Here is a 15,246-nt window from a genome sequence, read left to right as displayed (position 1 = left end):
TGGTGACAACGGCGCGCCCGGCATCGGCTGTTCCCACCGAGAGCGGCGAACGCACGCTGCGCAGCGACGCGTTGCTTCAAGGACAGAGTCATATCAGCATCATGCATAACGGTGAGACGTATCAGTTGCGCGCCACGCGCCTGGGCAAGCTGATTCTCACGAAGTAACACGCAGAACCGAATTTCAGTACCGAGTATTGTGGGGACCACCTCTTCGAGAGGTGTTTGGCACTAGCCAGCCACGACGGCTTGCACGCGAGAATTTAGACCCCTTCGTGCAAACACCAGCCAGTCGTCGATAGCCAGCGAAGCCGCTTTTTTTGGTTCCCGGCGAGTGCTTGTCAAAAGCACGGTCAACAAGGCAAAAAGCACATTTTCGCAATGAAAACGTGCTTTTTTGTCAGCTTCAGCGCGATGAACGCAAGACCTTCCGGTCAGACGCTTTCGAGACCCAGCGCCGCGATACCCGCCTTCGCCACCGCAGCATCCTGATCCGACTTCACGCCCGAAACGCCAACCGCGCCAACGATGTCCGCGCCGACCAGGATCGGCACGCCGCCCTCGAGCATCGCTGTCATGTGCGCGCTCAGGAACGCTACGCGACCCTGTTTGATCATGTCTTCGTAGAGCTTCGTTTCTCGCCGGCCGACTGCCGCCGTGCGCGCCTTGCCCGTCGCCATTTCGGCCGTGCTCGGACCCGCGCCCTCAAGCCGGTGAAGGTGCAGCAGGTGACCGCCGTCATCGACGACAGCAATCGTCACGCTCCACTTGTTCGCAAGCGCATGCGCTTCAGCAGCGGCCGCGATGATCTTTACGTCTTCATCGGTCAATACAGGTTTCGTTTTCATTGAGTCACCTCCAGGGTTGTAGTTGTGAATACCCGCAAGGTTACCGCGAGAAGCCCCAGAACATCAGGTACCACGCACTATCGACAACGGCGAGCGCCGCGACGAACCACAGCATCGCGGCAACGCCACGCGACATCACGCGGCCGGGAACGTACCTTCCGATAACCCCCCAGGCCAGCCACGCGCTCCACAGATTCGCAACGCCGAGCAACCCCAGGCGCAGGTCCGCGACCCACCAGAGCGGCACGTGCTCGGCGCGCAACAACGAAACCGTCGTCGCCGACAAACCGAGAAACACGCCCACGCCGGCCACGGGAATCAGTGCCTGCGTCAGATGATGCAATCGAGTGAACTCGAACCGGCCGAGCATGCGCGTGCCGGCTGCAAGCAACCCGAGCAGCGCCGTGCCATAAACCAGACCCGTCACCACGATATAACCAATCACCATGCTGCCGTCGAGCCACGAGAACACGTCGTTTTGCTCGGGGTAATGCGTGAAGAGGAACCAGGGCGCGTTGGTATCGAGCGGCCAGAGAATGTTGTGATCGATCAGCCAGCCCGCGAAGATCTGCTTCAACTGGATGAACCACGGGCTGACGCTCCAGTGGAACGCGCCAATCGCGATGCCCAGCAAGCCGTACAGCACCAGCGCCGTGTCCCAGGGGTTGGCTTGTTTATCGCCGAGTTTGACGATCTCCGACGACGGCGAGCGCCACGTCAGCGCAATTGCATCGCGATGACCGCTGCATCGCCCGCACATATGGCAGTCCGACGCACCCTTCATGGCGCGCAGCGGCACGAGCGGCGCGCAGTTCACCGGAATCACCCGATGCCCGTGCTCACCCTCTTTATACGACTTGCGCCACGCGTCCTCGTTGACCTTGAAGTGGAACGGCGCAAGCCGCGCCAGCAACGAAAACACGCCGTTCACCGGGCACAGGTACTTGCACCAGACGCGCTTCTCGCGCCCATACAACACGCCGATGATCATCGCGCCTAGGGTCGATCCGCCGAGCACCAGCAGGACGGCTTTCGGATATTGATAAACGCTGACCATCTGGCCGTAGATGGTCGTGATGCCAAACGCGACGAACGGCCAGCCGCCCCAGCGCAACCAGCGCGGGATTGCCCAGCCTCGTCCGAACTTGCTCGCGAACTCCGTCAACGCCCCTTCGGGACACAGAACGCCGCACCAGACGCGGCCGAGCATCACCATGGACAACAGCACGAACGGCCACCAGATTCCCCAGAACACGAACTGGGCCGCGACCGTCAGGTTGTTCCAGATGTGCGCCGTGTTGTCGGGTAACGGCATGACGGCAGGAACCAGAATCAGGAATGCATAGAACAGCACCACAACCCACTGGATTGCGCGGATTATGCTGCCGTGCTGTTGCATCCATTGCCCGGCCTGTTGAAGCCGGCCGGGCCGATTCAGGACATCGCTCATGCTGGGCGTCTCGCCGGTTTTTGCGCCATACGGTTCTTCGAGCGGCGCAGCAGCAGGAAGATCACGGCCCAGTAGACCGCGTACGCAATCAAATTCATGCCGGCCGGATGCGCGCGATAACCCGTGAGCGTCGCGACCAGTGAGCCGAAGGTGCTGGAGTCATCGAGAAGCCAGGACGAATTCCAGACCTGGTTCACCACGACGGGCAGGATTTCCTTGTCGATCAGCTTGTCCACGCCGGTCTCGAACAGGCCGGCCGCAAGAAACAGCAGCATGATTTCAGTCACGCGGAAAAAGAGCCGCCACGAGAAGATCTTGCCGCCAAGCTGCAGCAGATAGAACGTGAGGAACGCCAGTCCAAGACCGATCACGACAGCAAGATATTGCATTGAATCGACGTGACCCGACTGCCCGAAACCCAGGCCGTAAAGAAAAATCACCGTCTCGCTGCCTTCGCGCGCAATCGCGAGCGCGACCAGCAGCGTCACGCCCCACCAGTTCGCGTCCTGTTTGCTTTTCTGCAGCGACGCTTCCATGTCGCGTTTCATTGAACGCCCGTGGTGCTTCATCCATAGCACCATCTGCACGATCAGCACGCACGCCACGAGAACCATGCCGGTCTGGAAATAATCCTGCGCATCGCCGGAGAGCACTTCCGTGAAACCCACCAGCGCCGCGCCCAGCGCAACGGCGGCCAGCAAGCCGACAACCACGCCGGCCCACAAATAGGGAATGCCGCGACGCGCGTCGGCGTCGCCATTTTTCAGCCATGCGTACAGGATGCCCACGACCAGCAGCGCCTCGACGCTCTCCCGCCACACGATGAAAAGAACCTGACCCATTACCTTCTCTCCCGCTTAACTAGCCGATGCAACCACTACTTCGCAACGATGACGCCTTGCGCCGACTGATGGAAATCATCGAAGAACTTGTATTCGCCCTTGTCCAGCGGCGCGATCACGACAAACGAGTCGGCGCCCGGCGCGAGCACTTTTTCCTTGCGCAACTGGATACTCTCGAACTCTGCCGCGCCCTTGCCGACGTTGTGGACTTCGATCTTGAAGCGCACGCCCGCGGGTACTTCGATACGCGCGGGATTCAGCTTGCCGTCATTCAGCTCCAGCTTGAAAGTCGGGAGATCGGCCGCTTGCGCTGAAGCCGCGCTTGCAAACCAGCCTGCAGTGATCGCGAGCGACGCCGCGATCAATCTGTATTTACGTTTCATGCATCCATCCTGGCTGCGGCGTCCGGCACAACGTGCAGATCAGTTGCACCTGTTGCGCCGGACACCTGAGTCCAACTTCACGACCGCTTGAATGTTTAATAACCACCCTTCTTGCCGATACCGGCGAACGGGAAGTCATACTCGATCGTGTACGGCTTGAACCACGGACCCACGCCAGTTTCCTTGTCGACGTGACGGCCGAACGCCATGTGGCCGGTCTGCATCGGCGGCGCAATGTTGAGTTTCAAGTGATATTTGCCCGGGCCGAAGAGCTTCACGTTGTCGCCGTAGTGCGGGCCGTCGTTCGCAACCATGGCCATCAGGTCGCCCTTGATGCTTTGTGTCGTGCCAACCTTGGTCAGTTCGTACGTGACTTGCAGGTAAGGCATCCAGTCGCCTTCCGCAAAGCCGGTCGGGTTGTTCTTCACCGCGTGGATGTCGGCTTCGAGGTGAATGTCCGAGTCCGATGCCTTGCGCATCATGCCTTCCGGTTCCATCGTGATCGGCTGCAAATAAACGGCGCCGACTTCGATGCCGTTCTGGACGTTCTGCTTGCCGATCGGATACTCCGCTGCCGATGCCGACGCCATTGCCGCAAAAGCGACCGCAGCCACCGAGCCGCGTACCAAAGTTGAAACCTTCATCCGTAACTCCTTGTTGTTATTGATCGATGCGTCCGATCCGACACGGTTGTTTCGCCAACGCCCCAGCGCTGGCATAAGAAATCCCGGATGAGAACCCGATCCGAAAGTTAATACGAACCATTCTCAATGATTGGGAAGTTTAGCACCGATCGAAATGGCTAACAATTCGACACCGCGAAACAAAGCCTCGTGGCAACAAGGGTTTTCGGCGTTCTCCAGCATGGGTTGTCCACATAAAAACAGCGGGCTCGGGGCCCGCTGCCAGATACTGCGTTGCCACATTAGCTTATGGATGGTCGCTCACGTTCGCGCCGAAAACACGCTGACGCAGCAGCGACAGTTGGTCGCGCGTCTGCGCCGCTTTCTCGAATTCGAGGTTTTTCGCGTGATCCATCATCTGCTTTTCGAGGCGCTTGATTTCCTTCGAAATCTGCTTCTCCGACATGTCCTCGAACTTCGCACGCGTCTGCGCTTCCTTCAGCTCGGCGCGAGCGTCGTCGACGTTGTACACGCCGTCGATGATGTCCTTGATCCGCTTCGTCACGCCGCGCGGCGTAATGCCCATCGCGAGGTTGTGCGCGATCTGCTTCGTGCGCCGGCGTTCCGTCTCGCCAATCGCGCGTTTCATGGAATCCGTGATGTTGTCGCCGTAAAGGATCGCCTTGCCGTTCACATTCCGGGCAGCCCGGCCGATCGTCTGAATCAGCGAGCGCTCGGCACGCAGGAAACCTTCCTTGTCAGCGTCGAGAATCGCGACCAATGACACTTCCGGAATATCCAGCCCTTCCCGCAGCAAGTTGATCCCGACGAGCACATCGAAAGACCCCAGGCGCAAATCGCGGATGATTTCCACGCGCTCGACCGTATCGATATCGCTGTGCAGATAGCGCACTTTCACACCGTGATCCGCCAGGAATTCGGTGAGTTGTTCGGCCATGCGTTTGGTCAGCACCGTGACGAGCACCCGTTCGTGCACTTTGACACGCTCGTTGATCTCGGCGAGCACGTCGTCCACTTGCGAGCGGGCCGGACGCACCTCGATCTCGGGGTCGACCAGCCCGGTCGGCCGTACGAGCTGTTCGGCGACCTGCCCTGACGTCCGGTTTTCGTAATCGGCCGGTGTCGCCGAGACAAAAACCGCCTGGCGCATCTTGCGTTCGAACTCGTTGAATTTCAGCGGCCGGTTATCCAGCGCCGACGGCATCCGGAAGCCGTAATCGACCAGATTCTCCTTGCGTGCCCGGTCACCGTTGTACATGCCGTTCAACTGGCCGATCAGCACGTGCGACTCGTCGAGCAGCATCAGCGCGTCGGGCGGCAAATAATCGACGAGCGTCGGCGGCGGTTCGCCGGGAGCCGCGCCCGAGAAATGCCGCGAGTAGTTCTCGATGCCTTTGCAAAACCCCAGTTCCTGCAGCATCTCCAGGTCAAAACGCGTGCGTTGCTCGAGCCGCTGCGCCTCAACCAGCTTGCCGTCCTTGTGGAAAAACTCGAGGCGCTCACGCAATTCAGTCTTGATCGTCTCGATGGCGCGCATTACCGTGTCCCGCGGCGTCACGTAATGGGACGACGGATACACGGTGAAGCGCGGAATCTTGTTGCGCACGCGGCCGGTGAGCGGATCGAAGAGCTGCATCGACTCGATTTCATCGTCGAAAAGCTCGACTCGCACAGCCATTTCGGCATGCTCGGCCGGGAAAATGTCAATGGTGTCGCCGCGCACGCGGAAGCTGCCACGCGAAAAATCCGCTTCGTTCCGGTTGTACTGCATCGCGATCAGCCGCGCGATGATGTCGCGCTGCCCCATCTTGTCGCCCGTGCGCAGCGTCAGAATCATCTTGTGATATTCCGACGGGTTGCCGATACCGTAAATGGCCGACACCGTCGCCACGATCACCACGTCGCGCCGCTCCAGCAGGCTTTTTGTGGCTGAAAGCCGCATTTGCTCGATATGCTCGTTGATCGACGAATCTTTCTCGATGAACAAATCCCGCTGCGGAACGTAGGCTTCCGGCTGGTAATAATCGTAGTAGGAAACGAAATATTCGACGGCATTGCGCGGAAAAAACTCACGAAACTCCGCATACAACTGCGCGGCGAGCGTCTTGTTGGGCGCAAACACGATGGCCGGACGGCCCATGCGCGCGATCACGTTCGCCATGGTGAAAGTCTTGCCGGAACCGGTCACGCCGAGCAGCGTCTGGAACGACAGGCCGTCCTCGATCCCCTCGACGAGCGTCGCGATCGCTGTCGGCTGGTCGCCTGCTGGCGGATACGGTTGATAAAGCTGGAACGGCGAGCCCTCGAAGGTGATGAACTTCGATTCATCGAGCGTTTCTGCGGCTTCTACTAGCGGGGTATCGGACATGAGGAAGCGGTGCCTTTGGCCGAGAGCAAACATCCATTCTAGCGGTTCACGCTGGAGCAGGCTTGACGGCGGATCAGGGTTGTCGGATGGATCGGGGCAGCGCCCTTCGGTTCTTAAGCGATCGCCCGATATTTCTCAGATGAGGCGTCCGCCTCCAAACGCAAGCGATTGTTTTGGTGGACGAAAGCTTCGTGGCGTTGAACCGGTAAGTCACGTTCTCACGGCCTCGTTTCTCAAGCAAAATGCCGAATTTCCAGCGAAATATCGCGAATTCGTCGATTGCATCCGCTTTGCCGGGCCAAAAAACGCTGCTCAATTCGTTACAATGCAGAACGGGGTTTTCATCGATGGGAAGGAGTATTTTGTTCACTCCTCACGGCGCGGTCGAAGCACAGCATGCCGCGACTTCCATCCCGAACGCCCGTGCCCGCCTTTCCACTACCGTCGATAAATCATGTCCCTTTTTTCAGCCGTCGAGCTTGCCCCCCGTGATCCGATCCTGGGTCTGAACGAAGCCTTCAATGCCGATCCGCGCACCACCAAGGTCAATCTCGGCGTCGGCGTGTATTTCAACGAAGAAGGCAAGATTCCGCTACTGCGCGCCGTCCGCGAGGCTGAAAAAGCCCGCGTTGAACTGGCCGCACCGCGCGGTTACCTGCCTATGGAAGGCATCGCTGCGTACGACGCTGCCGTGCAGAAACTGCTGCTCGGCAACGATTCCCCCCTGATCGCCGATGGCCGCGTGATTACGGCGCAAGCGCTCGGTGGCACGGGCGCCTTGAAGCTTGGCGCTGACTTCCTGAAGCGCCTCAACCCGACAGGCAAGGTCGCGATCAGCGATCCGAGCTGGGAAAACCACCGTGCGTTGTTCGAATACGCCGGTTTCGAAGTCCTCAACTACCCGTACTACGATGCAGCCACGCACGGCGTGAAGTTCGACGCCATGCTCGAAGCGTTCAACAGCTATCCGGCAGGCACCGTCGTGGTACTGCATGCGTGCTGCCATAACCCCACCGGCGTCGACCTGACCCCGGCGCAATGGGAACAAGTCGTGGCAACGGTGAAGGCGCGCTCGCTCGTGCCGTTCCTCGACATCGCCTATCAAGGTTTCGGCGAAAACATCGACGCCGATGCAGCCGCCGTGCGCCTGTTCGCCAAGGCTGACATCAACATCTTCGTCTCGTCGTCGTTCTCCAAGTCGTTCTCGCTGTATGGCGAACGCGTGGGCGCGCTGTCGATCATCACGAGCGGCAAGGAAGAAGCCAGCCGCGTGTTGTCGCAACTCAAGCGCGTGATCCGCACCAACTACTCGAACCCGCCCACGCACGGCGGTTCGGTGGTCGCGGCCGTTCTTGCATCGGCGGAACTACGCGCCACGTGGGAGCAGGAACTCGGCGAAATGCGCGACCGTATCCGCGCCATGCGCAATGGCCTGGTCGAGCAAATCAAGGCCGCGGGCGTCGAACGCGACTTCAGCTTCGTCAACAAGCAACGCGGCATGTTCTCGTACTCGGGACTGACCGCACCGCAGGTCGACCGTCTGCGTGAAGAGTTCGGCATCTACGCTGTAAGCACTGGCCGAATCTGCGTGGCCGCGCTCAATACGCGCAACCTTGAAGTCGTGGCAAACGCTATTGCGACCGTGCTGAAGTAAGCCTGTTCTTCGCGGCATCCGGAACGGCGCTCCTCGTGGGCGCCGTTTTCTTTGCGCCGCCAAATCTACCCGCGCCCGTCGCGGTGAATATCGTGGGTGATAAAGCCTGAATCGTTTTTCGGCATGTCCAGCCAGTCGCGATGACCAAGTGTGCCGCGAATGTCGGCCAGGCCACTTTCCCAATGCTCCCGCATCGTCGATAAACCGAACTGGTAATCCTTGTAGTGCCCCTCGAACTCCTTGTGACGATAGATGAGGTGGATCACGTTGTAGCGCTTCGAGCACGCAAGTTCCTCGGCCGCCTTGCACCACGGATCGCTGTTGCGGACGTCTACCGGCACTTTGTCGAGCACTTCCCGTAGGACATTGCGGAAACGCTGCGAACGTTGCATGGTGTCGGTGACGAGTCGTGTCCGGCTGGAAAACTGCACGTCCTTCACGCGCCCCATCACATCCACAATGCTGTCCGGCACCGGACCTTTGGCGCTCCACAAGTCAACCTGGAACGCGAGCGTGTCACGGCGCGGCGTGGCCTGAGCAATCTCATATAGTGGCGTGTTCGACATGAGTCCGCCGTCCCAGAAATATTCCCCGTCGATCTCGACCGCGGCGAAACCCGGCGGCAGGGCGCCCGACGCCATGAAATGCTCCGCACGCAGCTTCATGCGCGTATTGTCGAAATAGGCGAAATTCCCCGTCGCGACGTTCACTGCACCTACCGATACACGCGTCTCCCGCGAATTGATCCGGTCGAAATCGCAAAGCCCTTCGAGCGTCGCCTTCAATGGCCGCGTGTCGTAGTAACTGGCCGTGGCGGGATCCCCCGCTGCCAGTGGAGACGGTGGCGGAAAGCGCGGGACAAAGAATCCCTTCTGCCCTTCCACTACTGCGCTTGCTGCCTGCATGGCAGTAAAGGCTTTGCGGATCTCATCGGTGGAATTGAAAAATGCGTGTTCGACGAACGCCGGAAGCGGCGGCATGAACGCTGGCTGACAGATCGTCTCCCAGAATTCGAGGAGGCGCGGCACGCGGTCTTGTGGCGCATTCCCGGCAATGATCGCGGTGTTCAACGCACCAATCGAGATCCCCGCGATCCAGTTCGGATGAATTCCCGCTTCGTTCAGGCCTTGATAAACACCGCCCTGATAAGCGCCAAGCGCCCCGCCTCCCTGCAACATCAAAGCGATGGTTTCGTACGGCGGCAACTTGATCGCGTCACCCGACGCCGTGACTTCGGGTAGCTCCGCGATATCGAGCGACGTCGTCTTGTGAGGATCCTTTGTCACCTTCGCTCGTTTCGATCCTGCTCGCACGTCAACACTTTCTCTGCGCTCTGCCATTAAAACTCCTTTGACGCGTAACACGCCGAAGCAACCTTGCCTTTCACTTCGGACAATAAGACCACGCAAAGCCGCGCCGATCAACCTTCTCGAAACCTCATACCCCATTCGGCCAGCTATTCGACGCCGCCCAGCCGCCGTACGCTATGAACCGACGATGCCCCTTCACCGCGTGAATCATGAAAACCGATTAAGCTTTAGACCAGAGCTACCCCACCAAAAACCTGAAACTGGAGATATCGCATATGAACTATCGTCGGCTTGGACGTTCTGGCTTGCAGGTCAGCGAATTGTCAATTGGCTCGTGGGTAACGTACGGCACGCAGGTCGATCACCGCGCTGCACGCGAATCGCTTGCAGCAGCACGCGATCACGGCGTCAATTTCTTCGATAACGCCGAGGTCTATTCGAAAGGCGCATCGGAAGAAATCATGGGCCGTGCGTTGAAAGAGCTTGCCTGGCCGCGTGTGAGTTATGTGGTGTCGACGAAATTTTTCTTCGGTCTTAACGAAGGCACGAACCAGCATCAAACGCTCAATCGCAAATACCTGCATAACGCCATCGATGGTTCGCTTGCGCGCTTGCAACTCGATTACGTCGATCTCGTCTTCTGCCATCGGCCGGATCCGCACACGCCAATCGAGGAAACCGTATGGGCGATGAGCGACATCATCACGCGCGGCAAGGCCTTGTACTGGGGCACGTCCGAGTGGAGCGCCGACGAGATTCGCAGCGCTTACGACATCGCCGAGCGGCATCATCTGCACAAGCCGGTGATGGAACAGCCCGAGTACAACCTGCTGCATCGTAACCGCGTCGAGAAGGAATATGCGCGGCTCTATGAAGACATCGGACTTGGTCTCACAACGTGGAGTCCGCTTGCATCGGGATTGCTCAGCGGCAAGTACCGCGACGGCGTTCCGTCCGACAGCCGCGCGCAACTTCAGGGTTACGAATGGTTGGCGAAAAAGCTGACGGACAAGGGGACAAACAACATTGTCGGGCGCCTCGCTGAAGTCTCGGACCAGCTCGGCTGCTCGCTTGCACAACTGTCCCTCGCGTGGATCTTGTTGAATCCGCATGTCAGCACGGTCATTACCGGGGCGTCGCGCGTCGAACAGATCCACGAAAACATGAAAGCGATCGACGTCGTGAAAAAAATCACGCCTGAGATCAAGGCGCGCATAGAGGAAATCGTCGGCGACGCGTTCGTCTGAGTCACGCCGGGGCGCGTGCTGCGCGTCGGCTACAATGACGACCCCGCCGAGGTATATACGTCCACGCCTCGGCGACTAGTATTCATCTGGCCGGCTCAGCCCCGCTCCTTCCCGTTTCTCGTCTCCGCTCAATCATTGCCATGCTTAGTTATCGACACGCCTTTCACGCAGGCAATCACGCAGACGTGCTGAAACACGCGATCGTCGTGCAATTGCTTCAATACCTTGGCCAGAAGGACAAGGCGTTCTGGTACATCGATACACACGCAGGCGCCGGCGTGTATTCGCTCGCTGATGGATACGCCACCAAAACGGGAGAATACGAAACCGGTATAGCCAAGCTTTGGGGCAAACGCGACCTGCCCGGTTTGCTCAAGGATTACGTCAAGGAAGTCAAAGCGCTCAACGCAGACGGTACGCTGCAGTTTTATCCCGGTTCGCCCTATCTGGCGTATCGGACCATGCGCGAGCAGGACCGGATGCGCTTGTTCGAACTCCATTCCACTGAGATTGATGTGCTGCGCCACAATTTCCGTGATGCCGGCCGCCGCGCCATGCTTTTCGAAGGCGATGGTTTCGAGGGCATTATCAAGCTCTTGCCGCCACCACCCCGGCGCGCGCTGGTGCTGATCGACCCGTCGTACGAGGACAAGCGCGACTACGCGCGCACGTTGAATTGCCTCGAGGAAAGCTTGAAACGGTTCGCGAACGGAACTTATGCGGTTTGGTATCCGCAAGTGACCCGGCTGGAGTCGCAACGCTTCGCCGATCAGCTAAAGCGTGTTCAACCAAAGAACTGGCTGCATGTTTCTTTGACCGTGAGCAAGCCGCCGGTTGACGGTTTCGGCTTGTTTGGCAGCGGCATGTTTGTCGTGAATCCGCCCTACACGCTTGCCGGAGAGCTGAAAGAGGCGCTCCCGTACCTCGTCGAGACACTCGGCCAGGACAGCAAGGCTTCCTTCAAGCTGGAGCATCGAGGCGGTTGAGAAGCACCTCGGCCGTTATTGCAGGGACGTGACGGTGCCCGTCGCCGTGTGCGGATCAGAGGAACGCGGTGGGGTTCTAGGCTTGGACCCGCCGGTTCTGGATATTGTCGCGGGGTCAGTTCCGACCGATGTCGGGGCGGTCGAAGTCGTGGGCTGCGCAGGCGACTGAGACCGCGGTTGTTGAGCGGTCTGCGGTTGTTGAGCGGTCTGCGGTTGGGCGCGCGATGGCTGGGACCGCGGCGGCTGCGCATGGGGTTGAACGCTCGCGGGCATGCCTTGCAGCCCCCCGGAATACCCCGCTGAAGAACGCAACCCATGGATCCCCGCTGAACCCGACCGGGACTGATTGCCGGGCGAAATGGCATAGCCTTGCGGGCCGCTGTATCCGCCTGGCTGCACTTCTATATAAGGCGAAACCACAATCGGCTGCTGCCCCTGCTGCGCCGACACTTCAGGCAGCGTCGCCAACGGGCGAGCGGGAACCATGCCCTGTCCGTTCAGCGGCCCAGTTTGCAAGACGGTTCCGCCGGCACCGCTCTGAATACCGGTTTGCGTGTCAAGAATGAGTGGCCGTCCTCCAGCCTGCGCAAACGAGTCCGCTATCATCGCGCTGCAAATCAACGCTGCGCAAAGCGGCGCCCGATATCCCATCAACTTCGCTTTAAAACTCATGGCGCCCCCGCATCAAATTTCCGATTGCTACTGGTCTCGATTGAAACGTTCATATCATACGAAAGCGCTTTACCTTACCGCGATGGTAAGGCTTAGGCTAGCTTTCTCGAAGTCGAAACTTAAGGAGATTTAATGACGATTCTCAAAAACTTCGGTGGCGTCGCTGCATTTGCCGCGTGCGTTGTCATATCGATGCCGGTTGCGTTTGCACAAGCATCAACACCCGCTGACTCGATGTCAGGCATGGACATGTCGGCAATGAAAGGCAACCCGGCCGATGACGCTACCAAAGCGTTCCAGGCGGCCGACCATTCGATGATGTCGGGCATGTCCGGCATCGAGTACACCGGCAACGCCGACCATGACTTCGTTACGCACATGATTCCGCATCACGAGGGAGCGGTAGCAATGGCCAAAGTCGAGCTGAAATACGGGAAAGATCCGAAGTTGCGGGCATTGGCGAAGGAAATTATCGCTTCACAAGACAAAGAGGTCGCGTTCATGAAGCAATGGCTGGCCGCCCACCCGCAGAACAAATAATCGCAGTGCCCAGAAACGACAAAGCCCCGCACGCGGGGCTTTTTAAATTTTCAACCAATCTGTCGGCTGAAATTTACAGCGAGTAGCCTTCAGTTTCCAGCGAACGGATACGCTTTTCGAGCTGAACGATATCCGACGATTGAGCCAGATACTCTTCGCGACGATTGCGTTCGGCGGTTTCAAACCAGACGCTGACTTTTTCGAGCAAGAATGCAAACATGATTTTTTCTCCAAGGATCTCAAATGAATCCCCGGCGGTTCGGGTCAGGGATATCCCTCGAAAGGGTTAACCATGATTATAGATGAACCTTGACGCGAGCGTTAGTGAAATGCCTGAATTGTGTGCATTCTGTTTTGGAATGGTGCATGCACTACGACCGGACAAGTCACTGATTCGTCTAGTTTTTTTGGACGAGCGCAGGTCGTTCGCGGAAACATGCACCATTCTGGTTCTTTTCGACGAGCCATGAAGTATGAATTGCACCAACCCGGTCAACCTGCAAGTCGCTCGAGAATCGGACAGTCTGGCCGGTCGTCGCCGTGGCAATTGACAGCGAGGTGCGCGAGCGTATCGCGCATATCGGTGAGCTCCGCAATCCGCCGATCCAGCTCCGCGACATGCTCAAGCGCAATAGCCTTGACCTCCGCGCTGGCGCGCTTACGGTCCTGCCATAGTGCCAAAAGCTTTCGAATGTCCTCGACAAGGAAACCCAGCCGCCGCGCCTGCCGCACAAACTGCAGCGCGTGAACCTCATGCGTCCCATAGACGCGATAGCCGGACGTCGTTCGCCCCACTGGCGGCAAAAGCCCGACGCTTTCGTAGTAGCGGATCATCTTCGCCGTTACCCCCGATGCACGCGCTGCTTCACCGATGTTCATCGCCGATCCCCAAAATTTTATCCAACTGTACACCTTCCAACCGTGGGAGGGTATAGCATGGCTCGTTCTTGCAAACTCAACAAGGGATTAGTCATGACCGAATTTCAAGTGGAAGGCATGAGTTGTCAGCACTGCATCGCGGCGGTAACACGCTCGATCCAAGAAGTCGATGCAACCGCCAAGGTCCAGGTCGATCTCGAACACGGAAAAGTTGTGGTGACGTCGACCGAAACCATCGATGCGCTTAAAGAAGCCATCGATGAAGCGGGCTACACGGTTTTGTCGGCAAAAGCCGCATGACAATGGGAGGCTCGAACTTCAAGGTCGCGTTGATTGGCGCATCCGGACTACTTGGGCGCGCTGTTGCAAACGAACTCGTCGTTGAGAGGCACTGGCAGGTTGCTCGAACGGCATTTCGGCATGGCGACGCGACCACTTTCATGCTCGATATCCGAGACGAAGACGCTACGCGCCGGTTCATCCTTGAGCAGAGGCCGGATGCCATCGTGGTAGCTGCCGCAGAACGCCGCCCCGATATATGCGAAAACGATCCCTCGCTCGCAAGGGCATTGAATGTGGATGCGTTGCGCTTCATCGGGACGGTCGCTGGCGAAATCGGGGCATGGGTACTGTCGATTTCCACCGACTATGTATTCGATGGCACTCAACCGCCCTATCATCCGGACGATGCACCGAATCCGCTAAACGCCTACGGCCGAAGCAAGCTCGAGGGTGAGCGTGCGTTGATGCAAACGACTGAGCATTCCTGTGTCTTGCGTCTGCCGCTGCTTTACGGGCCGGTGACTGACTGGGGCGAATCGGCCGTGACCAGCCTGGCGCCTGCGGTTGCGAAGTCAGCCGGCGATAATGCTCCAGCACTCATGGACGCTTGGGCAACGCGTTATCCGACCTTTACGCCGGACGTGGCGGTCGTGGTGCGGCAATTACTGGAGCGCTGCGAGTCCGGCACGCCCGTCAATGGCGTGATGCACTGGTCTGGCAATGAGCCAATGACGAAGTTTGATATTGCAACGAGCATTGCTCGGGTGTTGCGGATCGACGCCAGGATTCTTCCCCAGTACACGCCGGCCGACGCAACACCTCGCCCGAAGAATTGCCATCTCGCATCGGCCGCACTGGAATCGATGAATCTCGGTCGAAGGACGCCATTTGAGGCTGGAATTCAGGCCGTTTTAAACAACTGGCCATTAGCGACAGTTGCACGGAACTGACAAGGGTATTCCGCGCACCCTTGCGCGCTTGTATGAGTTGCGAAACCCTTCAATTCCGCGCTGTTAACGCAAAAACCCCACCTTGCTGGGGTGGGGTTTTAGCGACTGCGATGAGATGCAGAGGATGAGGAGCCTGACGATTACCTACTTTCACACGGGTATCCGCACTATCATTGGCGTGGAGTCGTTTCA

General features: G+C 58.6%; 16 protein-coding genes. 7 read left to right on the top strand and 9 right to left on the bottom strand.

What is annotated here, in order from left to right; all coding sequences use genetic code 11:
* The first annotated feature begins 2 nt into the window (after positions 1-2).
* The gene (gene hemP, locus ACRXB1_RS14505; RefSeq protein WP_449492373.1) at positions 3-167 is read left to right on the top strand and encodes a hemin uptake protein HemP; all 165 of its coding nucleotides are present in this window, start codon (positions 3-5) and stop codon (positions 165-167) included.
* A 266-nt stretch (positions 168-433) separates the two neighbouring features.
* Here hemP and ACRXB1_RS14500 read toward each other — a convergent pair whose 3' ends face one another.
* The 6 genes from ACRXB1_RS14500 to uvrB form a co-directional block, all read right to left on the bottom strand.
* Complete coding sequence (locus ACRXB1_RS14500; RefSeq protein ID WP_449492372.1) at positions 434-847, bottom strand: GlcG/HbpS family heme-binding protein; 414 nt, start codon at positions 845-847, stop codon at positions 434-436.
* A 40-nt stretch (positions 848-887) separates the two neighbouring features.
* The gene (locus ACRXB1_RS14495; protein WP_205583052.1) at positions 888-2,297 is read right to left on the bottom strand and encodes a 4Fe-4S binding protein; all 1,410 of its coding nucleotides are present in this window, start codon (positions 2,295-2,297) and stop codon (positions 888-890) included.
* Complete coding sequence (locus ACRXB1_RS14490) at positions 2,294-3,139, bottom strand: FTR1 family iron permease (RefSeq protein WP_062167029.1); 846 nt, start codon at positions 3,137-3,139, stop codon at positions 2,294-2,296. The genes ACRXB1_RS14495 and ACRXB1_RS14490 overlap by 4 nt, the downstream gene beginning before the upstream one ends.
* 35 nt (positions 3,140-3,174) lie before the next feature.
* Entirely contained in the window at positions 3,175-3,522 is a 348-nt protein-coding gene (locus ACRXB1_RS14485; protein ID WP_062167031.1) for a cupredoxin domain-containing protein, read from the bottom strand.
* 95 nt (positions 3,523-3,617) lie between these two features.
* A complete protein-coding gene (locus ACRXB1_RS14480; RefSeq protein ID WP_062000911.1) occupies positions 3,618-4,166 on the bottom strand; it encodes an iron transporter in 549 nt (182 codons plus the stop codon).
* A gap of 286 nt (positions 4,167-4,452) precedes the next feature.
* Positions 4,453-6,534, bottom strand: coding sequence for an excinuclease ABC subunit UvrB (gene uvrB / locus ACRXB1_RS14475; protein ID WP_075359895.1), 2,082 nt, complete (start codon positions 6,532-6,534; stop codon positions 4,453-4,455).
* A 454-nt stretch (positions 6,535-6,988) separates the two neighbouring features.
* Here uvrB and ACRXB1_RS14470 point away from each other — a divergent pair, with 454 nt between their 5' ends.
* On the top strand, positions 6,989-8,188 hold the full coding sequence (locus ACRXB1_RS14470) for an amino acid aminotransferase (protein WP_061999799.1): 1,200 nt from the start codon (positions 6,989-6,991) through the stop codon (positions 8,186-8,188).
* Positions 8,189-8,253: 65 nt separating this feature from the next.
* Here the strand turns inward: ACRXB1_RS14470 and ACRXB1_RS14465 are convergent, their stop codons facing one another.
* On the bottom strand, positions 8,254-9,528 hold the full coding sequence (locus ACRXB1_RS14465; RefSeq protein WP_174364195.1) for a DUF3734 domain-containing protein: 1,275 nt from the start codon (positions 9,526-9,528) through the stop codon (positions 8,254-8,256).
* A 245-nt stretch (positions 9,529-9,773) separates the two neighbouring features.
* Here ACRXB1_RS14465 and ACRXB1_RS14460 point away from each other — a divergent pair, with 245 nt between their 5' ends.
* The 3 genes from ACRXB1_RS14460 to copM all read left to right on the top strand — a co-directional run bounded on the left by ACRXB1_RS14460 (position 9,774) and on the right by copM (position 12,943).
* Entirely contained in the window at positions 9,774-10,745 is a 972-nt protein-coding gene (locus ACRXB1_RS14460; protein ID WP_061999801.1) for a potassium channel beta subunit family protein, read from the top strand.
* Positions 10,746-10,885: 140 nt separating this feature from the next.
* Complete coding sequence (locus tag ACRXB1_RS14455) at positions 10,886-11,731, top strand: 23S rRNA (adenine(2030)-N(6))-methyltransferase RlmJ (RefSeq protein ID WP_061999802.1); 846 nt, start codon at positions 10,886-10,888, stop codon at positions 11,729-11,731.
* 804 nt (positions 11,732-12,535) lie between these two features.
* Positions 12,536-12,943 carry a CopM family metallochaperone gene (gene copM / locus ACRXB1_RS14450; RefSeq protein WP_062167042.1) on the top strand — a complete coding sequence of 136 codons (408 nt, stop codon included), beginning with the start codon at positions 12,536-12,538 and terminating at the stop codon, positions 12,941-12,943.
* Between the two features lie 73 nt (positions 12,944-13,016).
* Here the strand turns inward: copM and ACRXB1_RS14445 are convergent, their stop codons facing one another.
* Together ACRXB1_RS14445 and cueR are read right to left on the bottom strand one after the other, a co-directional pair.
* Entirely contained in the window at positions 13,017-13,163 is a 147-nt protein-coding gene (locus ACRXB1_RS14445) for a DUF3563 family protein (RefSeq protein WP_086382270.1), read from the bottom strand.
* Positions 13,164-13,435: 272 nt separating this feature from the next.
* A complete protein-coding gene (cueR, locus tag ACRXB1_RS14440) occupies positions 13,436-13,822 on the bottom strand; it encodes a Cu(I)-responsive transcriptional regulator (RefSeq protein WP_061999805.1) in 387 nt (128 codons plus the stop codon).
* Between the two features lie 93 nt (positions 13,823-13,915).
* On the opposite strand from cueR, the gene ACRXB1_RS14435 reads away from it, so the two are divergent.
* Both ACRXB1_RS14435 and ACRXB1_RS14430 read left to right on the top strand, forming a co-directional pair.
* The gene (locus ACRXB1_RS14435) at positions 13,916-14,122 is read left to right on the top strand and encodes a heavy-metal-associated domain-containing protein (protein ID WP_449492371.1); all 207 of its coding nucleotides are present in this window, start codon (positions 13,916-13,918) and stop codon (positions 14,120-14,122) included.
* Positions 14,119-15,054, top strand: coding sequence for a dTDP-4-dehydrorhamnose reductase family protein (locus ACRXB1_RS14430; protein ID WP_449492370.1), 936 nt, complete (start codon positions 14,119-14,121; stop codon positions 15,052-15,054). Before ACRXB1_RS14435 ends, ACRXB1_RS14430 begins: the two co-directional genes overlap by 4 nt.
* Positions 15,055-15,246 lie beyond the last annotated feature (192 nt).

The sequence above is a fragment of the Caballeronia sp. M23-90 genome (assembly GCF_053574605.1).
The sequence above is the reverse complement of the archived record's forward strand: the minus strand, read 5'-3'. Positions and strand labels throughout refer to the sequence as shown.

What these genes read in the sequence shown, in the direction of transcription:
- ACRXB1_RS14500 (WP_449492372.1), bottom strand. Translation starts at nt 847, where the DNA reads ATGAAAACGAAACCTGTATTGACCGATGAAGACGTAAAGATCATCGCG.
- ACRXB1_RS14495 (WP_205583052.1), bottom strand. Translation starts at nt 2,297, where the DNA reads ATGAGCGATGTCCTGAATCGGCCCGGCCGGCTTCAACAGGCCGGGCAA.
- ACRXB1_RS14490 (WP_062167029.1), bottom strand. Translation starts at nt 3,139, where the DNA reads ATGGGTCAGGTTCTTTTCATCGTGTGGCGGGAGAGCGTCGAGGCGCTG.
- ACRXB1_RS14485 (WP_062167031.1), bottom strand. Translation starts at nt 3,522, where the DNA reads ATGAAACGTAAATACAGATTGATCGCGGCGTCGCTCGCGATCACTGCA.
- ACRXB1_RS14480 (WP_062000911.1), bottom strand. Translation starts at nt 4,166, where the DNA reads ATGAAGGTTTCAACTTTGGTACGCGGCTCGGTGGCTGCGGTCGCTTTT.
- uvrB (WP_075359895.1), bottom strand. Translation starts at nt 6,534, where the DNA reads ATGTCCGATACCCCGCTAGTAGAAGCCGCAGAAACGCTCGATGAATCG.
- ACRXB1_RS14470 (WP_061999799.1), top strand. Translation starts at nt 6,989, where the DNA reads ATGTCCCTTTTTTCAGCCGTCGAGCTTGCCCCCCGTGATCCGATCCTG.
- ACRXB1_RS14465 (WP_174364195.1), bottom strand. Translation starts at nt 9,528, where the DNA reads ATGGCAGAGCGCAGAGAAAGTGTTGACGTGCGAGCAGGATCGAAACGA.
- ACRXB1_RS14460 (WP_061999801.1), top strand. Translation starts at nt 9,774, where the DNA reads ATGAACTATCGTCGGCTTGGACGTTCTGGCTTGCAGGTCAGCGAATTG.
- ACRXB1_RS14455 (WP_061999802.1), top strand. Translation starts at nt 10,886, where the DNA reads ATGCTTAGTTATCGACACGCCTTTCACGCAGGCAATCACGCAGACGTG.
- copM (WP_062167042.1), top strand. Translation starts at nt 12,536, where the DNA reads ATGACGATTCTCAAAAACTTCGGTGGCGTCGCTGCATTTGCCGCGTGC.
- ACRXB1_RS14445 (WP_086382270.1), bottom strand. Translation starts at nt 13,163, where the DNA reads ATGTTTGCATTCTTGCTCGAAAAAGTCAGCGTCTGGTTTGAAACCGCC.
- cueR (WP_061999805.1), bottom strand. Translation starts at nt 13,822, where the DNA reads ATGAACATCGGTGAAGCAGCGCGTGCATCGGGGGTAACGGCGAAGATG.
- ACRXB1_RS14435 (WP_449492371.1), top strand. Translation starts at nt 13,916, where the DNA reads ATGACCGAATTTCAAGTGGAAGGCATGAGTTGTCAGCACTGCATCGCG.
- ACRXB1_RS14430 (WP_449492370.1), top strand. Translation starts at nt 14,119, where the DNA reads ATGACAATGGGAGGCTCGAACTTCAAGGTCGCGTTGATTGGCGCATCC.